This window comes from Frateuria sp. (genome assembly GCF_035695185.1).
Lineage (GTDB): Bacteria > Pseudomonadota > Gammaproteobacteria > Xanthomonadales > Rhodanobacteraceae > Frateuria_A.
The window spans coordinates 1-7,216 of the sequence record NZ_DASSES010000139.1 but is presented as its reverse complement, the minus strand read 5'-3'; the positions used below and the strand labels follow the sequence as shown (position 1 = coordinate 7,216).

The 7,216-nt window shown below is 68.5% G+C and carries 4 protein-coding genes; 1 reads left to right on the top strand and 3 read right to left on the bottom strand.

The annotated features are described in order from the left end of the window. Positions 1-213: 213 nt before the first annotated feature. Positions 214-1,392 carry an acetyl-CoA C-acyltransferase gene (locus VFH59_RS11345; protein ID WP_325165006.1) on the bottom strand — a complete coding sequence of 393 codons (1,179 nt, stop codon included), beginning with the start codon at positions 1,390-1,392 and terminating at the stop codon, positions 214-216. Between the two features lie 209 nt (positions 1,393-1,601). Here VFH59_RS11345 and VFH59_RS11340 point away from each other — a divergent pair, with 209 nt between their 5' ends. Next, positions 1,602-4,433: a S8 family serine peptidase gene (locus tag VFH59_RS11340; protein WP_325165005.1), complete on the top strand. Its 2,832-nt coding sequence runs from the start codon at positions 1,602-1,604 to the stop codon at positions 4,431-4,433. A gap of 141 nt (positions 4,434-4,574) precedes the next feature. On the opposite strand, the gene VFH59_RS11335 is transcribed toward VFH59_RS11340, so the two are convergent. After that, positions 4,575-5,732 (bottom strand): isovaleryl-CoA dehydrogenase, encoded by a 1,158-nt coding sequence (locus tag VFH59_RS11335; protein ID WP_325165004.1) that lies wholly within the window; start codon positions 5,730-5,732, stop codon positions 4,575-4,577. 361 nt (positions 5,733-6,093) lie between these two features. After that, positions 6,094-7,197 carry a Glu/Leu/Phe/Val dehydrogenase dimerization domain-containing protein gene (locus tag VFH59_RS11330; protein WP_325165003.1) on the bottom strand — a complete coding sequence of 368 codons (1,104 nt, stop codon included), beginning with the start codon at positions 7,195-7,197 and terminating at the stop codon, positions 6,094-6,096. Positions 7,198-7,216: the final 19 nt, after the last annotated feature.

The following is a 7,216-nucleotide window of genomic DNA, read 5'->3' as shown; positions in this document are numbered from 1 at the left end:
CAAGCCGCCAGCAGCGCGACGAGCGCGGAGGCGAGTAGGGTACGCGTCAACTTCATGGTGGATCTCCTTTGCCGTGGAATGCCGTTTTGGCCGCGTATTAATAGCGCTTTCGCCGTACACGCGCCATATGCTTTACCCGCTGTCTTCAGTAGGTATTAAAAAGCCGGTTAACAGGCTTTCATTCATTCCGTCGACAGAAGGTGACGGGTCGGTTTAATCCAGCCGCTCCACCGCGATCGCGGTGGCCTCGCCGCCGCCAATGCACAGGGCCGCCACGCCGCGCTTCAGGCCGCGGGTCTTCAGGGCGTTCAGCAGGGTCACCACCAGGCGCGCACCGCTGGCGCCGATCGGGTGCCCCAGCGCGCAGGCGCCGCCGTTGACGTTGAGCTTCTCGTGCGGCACGCCCAGTTCGCGCATCGGGGCCATGGCCACCACGGCGAAGGCCTCGTTGACCTCGAACAGGTCCACGTCGCCGACCTTCCAGCCGGCCTTCTCCAGCACCTTCTGGATCGCCCCGACCGGCGCGGTGGTGAACCACTCCGGCTCCTGCGAGTTGGTGGCGTGGGCCACGATGCGCGCCAGCGGCGCGATACCGCGGGCCTTGGCGTCGTCCGCCGAGAGCAACACCACGGCGGCGGCGCCGTCGGAGATGCTCGAGGAGCTGGCCGCCGTGATGGTGCCGTTCTCCTTGCGGAACGCCGGCTTCAGGGTCGGGATCTTGGTGATGTCCGAGCGGCCGGGCTGCTCGTCGGTATCCACCACCACCTCGCCCTTGCGGCCCTTGACCGTCACCGGGACGATCTCGTCGGCGAAGGCGCCGGAGGCCTGCGCCGCCTGCGAGCGCTTGACCGATTCGATCGCGAAGGCGTCCTGCTTCTCGCGGCTGAACTGGTACTTGTCGGCGCACTGCTCGCCGAAGATGCCCATGGCCTTGTTGTCGTACGGGTTGGTCAGGCCGTCGTAGGCCATGTGGTCGACCAGCTGGCCGTCGCCGTAGCGGATGCCGGTGCGGGCATTGACCATGTGTGGCGCGTTGGTCATCGACTCCATGCCGCCGGCGACCACCACCGCGGCCGAACCGGCCTTGATCAGGTCGTGGCCCAGCATGATCGACTTCATGCCCGAGCCGCACACCTTGTTGATGGTGGTGCAGCCGACGGCCGGCGGCAGGCCTGCGCCGAGCGAGGCCTGGCGCGCCGGCGCCTGGCCGAGGTTGGCGGTCAGCACGCAACCCATGATCACTTCGCTGACGTCGGTCGGCGCCACGCCGGACTGCTCCAGCGCCGCGCGGATCGCGGTCGCGCCGAGGGTGGGCGTGGGCACGCCGGTGAACTGGCCGAGGAAGGAGCCGATGGCGGTGCGCTTGGCGCCGGCAATGACGACGTCGGACATGGGGTTTCTCCGCGAGGCTTGGGGCGCGCCCTGCGCGCCGTGGACGATTGCCCATTATCGCAGTCCATGCCGCAGTGCGGCAAACCGCCTCGCCACGCGCCCTCGTGCACGCTTTGCGTGCGCGCCTTTGTGGGAAACTGGCTGCGGCATGCAGGCCAACGTCCCGTGCGATGCGGGCGCCTGCCGGGTAAGGCTCGGGGAGATCGAAGATGAATACGAAGGCATTGCGCCACCGGGAAGTGGCGCTGGGACTGGTTGTCGCGCTCGGACTGGGCGCTTGCGGGGGAGGCGGCGGCAACGTCCGTCCGACCCCCGCGCCGGCGCCGGCGCCGCCCCCGACCACGCCGACCGCTCCGGCCCCCGCCGCCGACCAGCCGCCGCTGGATGCACAGCTGGCGCTGACCCATACGTATGCCGCCCACACCGAGGGCTATACCGGCGCGGGCGTGATCATCGGCATCGTCGACAGCGGGATCATGCACGACCATCCCAGCCTGGCGGGGCGGGTGATCGACGAGCAGATCTACGTCGACAGCCAGACCAACGACACCACCGTCGACGACGTGGTCGGCCACGGCACCTGGGTTTCGCAGATCGCCGCGGGCACCGCGGTCGGCGATTTCCCCGGCGGCATCGCGCCGGGCGCCAAGCTGGTCTCCGCCCGCATCATCGCCGACAAGGAGCCGACCGACGACGGTACGGGGCAGGGCAACCCGGTGGGCAGCTCCGACGCCGACTTCTTCGCGTACCTGAACTCCCAGCTGATCAACGACGGCGTACGCGTGCAGAACAACTCCTGGGGCGGCGTCTACTGGGACACCTCCGACCCGGCCATCAACCAGGCCTTCGGCCAGGCCTACGACGATTTCGTGATCAACCACGATGGCCTGGTGGTCTTCGCGGCCGGCAACGACTCGCTTGCCAACCCCAGCGACATCGCCACGTTGCCCAACGAAGCCCCCGAACTGGAGCGCGGCTGGCTGGTCGCGGTGGCGGCCGACAGCAACAGCGCCGATGCCGGCAAGACCAAGCTGGCGGATTATTCGAATGCCTGCGGCTCGGCCATGGACTACTGCCTGACCGCCCCGGGCGACGTGATCGTCACCGACAAGGACTATCCGACCGGCAACCCGAACAACGACTACTGGGTCGTCACCGGCACGTCCTTCGCGGCGCCGCAGGTGTCGGGCGCCGCCGCGCTGGTGTGGCAGGCCTATCCCTACTTCACCAACGACCTGGTGCGCCAGACGCTGCTGGGCACGGCGGACGACCTGGGGGTCGCGGGTCCGGACAAGGTGTTCGGCTACGGCATGCTGGACGTCGGCCGCGCCGTCAACGGGCCGGCGAAGTTCGACTGGGGCGACGTCACCGTGGATTTCAGCGGCGAATCGAGCTGGAAGAACCCGATCTCCGGCGCCGGCGGCCTGGTGAAGCAGGGTACCGGCACGCTCACCCTCACCCAGGCCGCCAGCTACACCGGCCTGACCCGCATCGAGGGCGGCACGCTCAACGCGCAGGCGCTCGCCGGCGCGGTGCAGATCGACGCCGGTGGCACGCTGGGCCCGACCGCCAGCATCGGCGGGGATGTGACCAACGCCGGCGTGCTGACGGTCGGCGACGACGACGTGCAGGTGGGCGGGGACTATACCCAGCAGGCGGCCGGCCGCCTGGCACTGACGCTGGGATCCGAGCTGCGCGTCGGCGGCGCCGCCACCCTCGCCGGCGGCGACCTGTACGTCATCGGGAAGCGCTCGGACTACGTGCTCAGTTCGCACACCGAGGTCCTCTCGGCGACCGGCGGCCTGACCGGCACGTTCAGCGCGATCGACGCCGCCTCCAACGTGATGCTGACCGCCACGCCCGGCTACGACGCCACCAGCGCCTGGCTCGACGTGACCCGCGCCGACGTCACTGCGATCCAGGGCATGAGCTACAGCGCCTCGAGCTACAACGCGGCGCAGCGGGTGGAAGGCGCCTTCGAGCAGATCGACCGGCACCTGGCGGCGTCGGGCGCCGGTTCGGCCTCGGCGACCAGCGGCTTCGTGGCCGGTGCGGCCCACCTGCAGCAGGCGGCCACGCTCGCAAGCGCCAGCCACTCGCTCGAAAGCCTCTCCGGCCAGCTGCACGCGGCCAGCGCGGCAATGACCTTCGAGGCGATCGATGCGGGCACCCGCGCGCTCTCGGACCGCTTCGACCGCCTGCTCCAGCACGGTGCCTCCGGCGCCTGGACGCAGGACCTGGGCTACCACGGCGACCTGGCGCGCAGCGGCTACGCCGACGTGGGCGTGGACCTGAGCGGCATGCTGGTCGGGCAGGACCTGCGCATCGGCAGCAACGGCGTGGCCGGCTTCGCGCTGAGCCAGTCGCGCGGGCTGGGGCGGCTGGCCGAAACCGCCGACCAGGGCCGCAGCCATGCCTTCGAAGGCATGCTCTACGGCGGCCTGGTGCACGGCAATGCCTACCTGATGGGGCGGCTGGGCGTGGGCAACTACCGCGAGTCGATGCACCGCAACCTGCTGCTGGGACCGGCGCTGGCCGGCGTGGCCAGCGACAGCCAGGGCCGCTACGACGTCGCCTACGGCGAGAGCGGCTACCGCACCACGCTGGGTCGGGTGACCCTTACCCCGTACGCCAGCCTGCAATACGCGCGCATCGACAGCAGCGGCTTCGACGAGCCGGGCGCCTGGGGCTTCGGCCTCAAGGCCAACGCACACGCGATCCAGCGCTGGCAGGCCGGGCTGGGCCTGCGTGCGGCCCGGCAGTGGAGCTTCGCCGGCGGCGGCAGCCTGGACCTGCAGGCACGCCTGGCCTGGCAACGTGCCCTCGCCACGCGCGGCGACGTGTTCGAGGCGAGCTTCACCGGCGTCGACCAGTGGGCGCCGCTGGGAGGCATCGGGTTGTCGCGCTACGGCGGCGTGGCGGGCCTCACGCTGGACTGGGCGATGACCCCGCGCGCAGGGCTGACCCTGGGCCTCGACCACCGCTTCGCCCAGCGCGAGCAGGGCAGCATGGCGACGCTTGCGTACCGGTTGTCGTTCTGAGGGGAAAAGGCCCTTCGACTTCGACGCCGCGCCTGCGCCCAGGGCGAACGGTTTTCCACACCGTTCGTGCCGAGCTTAGGCGAAGCCGAAGTCGAAGCATTGCGAGGTGAAAAAAAAGCCCGCCTTGCGGGCTTTTTTTCATCAAGCTTTGCCGTGGAACAGCTCGCGCCCGATCAGCATGCGGCGGATCTCGTTGGTGCCCGCGCCGATCTCGTAGAGCTTGGCGTCGCGCAGCAGCCGTCCGGCCGGGAATTCGTTGATGTAGCCGTTGCCGCCCAGCGCCTGGATCGCCTCCAGCGCCACCTGCACCGCGTTGGTCGAGGCGTTGAGCAGGCACGCGGCCGGATCGATGCGCGACTTGATGCCGGCATCGAACTGCTGCGCCACCAGGTAGGCGAAGCCGCGCGAGGACTGCAGCGCGGTGTACATGTCGGCCACCTTGGCCTGCATCATCCCGAACGTGCCGATCGGCGCGTTGAACTGCTTGCGCTCGCGCACGTAGGGCAGGGTGAGATCCAGCGCCGCCTGCATCAGCCCGAGCGGCCCGCCGGAGAGCACCAGGCGCTCGGTGTCCAGGCCGCTCATCAGCACGCGCACGCCTTCGTTGACTTCGCCGACGATGTTCTCGGCGGGGATTTCGCAGTTGTCGAACACCAGCTCGCAGGTGTTGGAGCCGCGCATGCCCAGCTTGTCCAGCTTCTGTGCGGTGGAGAAGCCGGCCATGCCCTTCTCGACGATGAAGGCGGTCATGCAGCGGCTGCCGGCGGCGCGCGGCGCGGTGCGCATGTAGACCAGCAGCACGTCGGCATCCGGCCCGTTGGTGATCCACATCTTCGAGCCGTTGGCGACCCACACGTCGCCCTTGAGCTCGGCCTTGCAGCTCATCGAGCCGACCACGTCGGAGCCGGCGCCCGGCTCGCTCATCGCCAGCGCGCCCACGTACTCGCCCGAGCACAGCTTGGGGATGTACTTGCGGCGCTGTTCCTCGTTGCCGTTGTGGAAGATGTTCTGCACGCACAGGTTCGAGTGCGCGCCGTAGGACAGGCCGACCGAACCGGACGCGCGGGAGATCTCCTCCATCGCCACCATGTGGGCCAGGAAGCCCATGCCGGTGCCGCCGTATTCGGTCGGAATGGTCATGCCGAGCAAGCCCATCTCGCCGAACTTCAACCACAAGTCTTCCGGGAAGGCGTTCTCGCGGTCGATGCGGTCGGCGCGCGGGGCGATCTCCTTCTCCGCGAAGGCGTGCACGCTCTCGCGCAGCAGGTCGATGTCTTCTCCGAGCGGGAACGGGCGCATCCGTGGAACTCCTTGCGGTTGGGTGGGAGATCTTAGCGCGGCAGGTCGTGGGGTTTACGGCAAGGTCGCCCCCATCCGCCCTCCGGGCACCTTCCCCCGCAGGCGGGGGCAGGCTCAAACCGCAGCGCACTCACCGAGTGATCCTTCCCCGCTTGCGGGGGAGGGATCAAATGGCAGCGCACTCACCGAGCGAGCCTTCTCCCGCTTGCGGGGGAGGGATCAAATGGCAGCGCACTCACCGAGTGAGCCTTCCCCCGCTTGCGGGGGAAGGTGCCGACAGGCGGAAGGGGGAGGTCTTGCCTGAAACCCACCCCAAGCAAAAAGGCCGCCAACCGGCGGCCCTTTTGTCACAACGAAAGCATCACTGCCCCCGCATGCGCCCCTGGAAGCGCGTACCACCATTGCCCATGTGCGGCAGCTTGATCTTGCCGATGGACTCGATGCGCTCCTCGGCCAGGCGATCGGCGGCCTTGTAGGTCGGCACGTTCTCGGTCTTGGAGATCTCGAAGATGCGGCCCAGGTTGTAGTAGATCGTGCGCATCATGCGCATCGCGCGCTCGCGGTTGTAGCCGTCGATTTCCAGCGAGACGTTCATCACGCCGCCGGCGTTGACCGCGTAGTCCGGCGCGTACAGCACGCCACGCTTGTTCAGCTCGTCGCCGATCGCGTCGGTGGCCAGCTGGTTGTTGGCCGCGCCGCAGATGATCTTGGCCTTGATGCGGTCGATGGTCTGCTCGTTGACCGTGCCGCCCAGCGCGCACGGCGAGTAGACGTCGGCGTCGACGTCGTAGATCTCGTCCAGGCCCACCGCCTCGCAACCCAGCTCGTCGACGCAACGCTGCACCGCATCCTTGTTGATGTCGGTGACGAACACCTTGGCGCCCTGCTCGCGCAGCAGCTTGATGAACTCCGAGCCGACGTGGCCGGCGCCCTGCACGGCGTAGCTGTACTTGCCCACGTCCTCATTGCCGTGCTTGAAGTTCAGCGCGGCCATCAGGCCCTGCAGCGTGCCGTAGGCGGTGAACGGCGAAGGGTCGCCCGAGCCGCCGTGCACCTGGTGCACGCCAGTGACGTATTCGGTCTCGCGGAACACGTATTCCATGTCGTTGACGTCGATGCCGACGTCCTCGGCGGTGATGTAGCGCCCGCCCAGCGAGTTGACGAAACGGCCGAACGCGCGGAACAGCGCCTCGGACTTGTCCTTGGACGGGTCGCCGATGATCACCGCCTTGCCGCCGCCCAGATTCAGCCCGGCCACCGCGTTCTTGTAGGTCATGCCGCGGGACAGGCGCAGCACGTCGTTGACCGCGTCCTGCTCGGTCTTGTACGGCCACATGCGCAGGCCGCCGAGCGCCGGGCCCAGCACCGTGTTGTGGATCGCGATGATGGCCTTCAGGCCGGCGTCCTGGTTGTGGCAGAAGACGACTTCTTCGTGACCCGTCTTGGCGATGGTTTCAAAGATCATTGGAACGATGACTCCACGA

What these genes read in the sequence shown, in the direction of transcription:
- VFH59_RS11330 (WP_325165003.1), bottom strand. Translation starts at nt 7,197, where the DNA reads ATGATCTTTGAAACCATCGCCAAGACGGGTCACGAAGAAGTCGTCTTC.
- VFH59_RS11345 (WP_325165006.1), bottom strand. Translation starts at nt 1,392, where the DNA reads ATGTCCGACGTCGTCATTGCCGGCGCCAAGCGCACCGCCATCGGCTCC.
- VFH59_RS11335 (WP_325165004.1), bottom strand. Translation starts at nt 5,732, where the DNA reads ATGCGCCCGTTCCCGCTCGGAGAAGACATCGACCTGCTGCGCGAGAGC.
- VFH59_RS11340 (WP_325165005.1), top strand. Translation starts at nt 1,602, where the DNA reads ATGAATACGAAGGCATTGCGCCACCGGGAAGTGGCGCTGGGACTGGTT.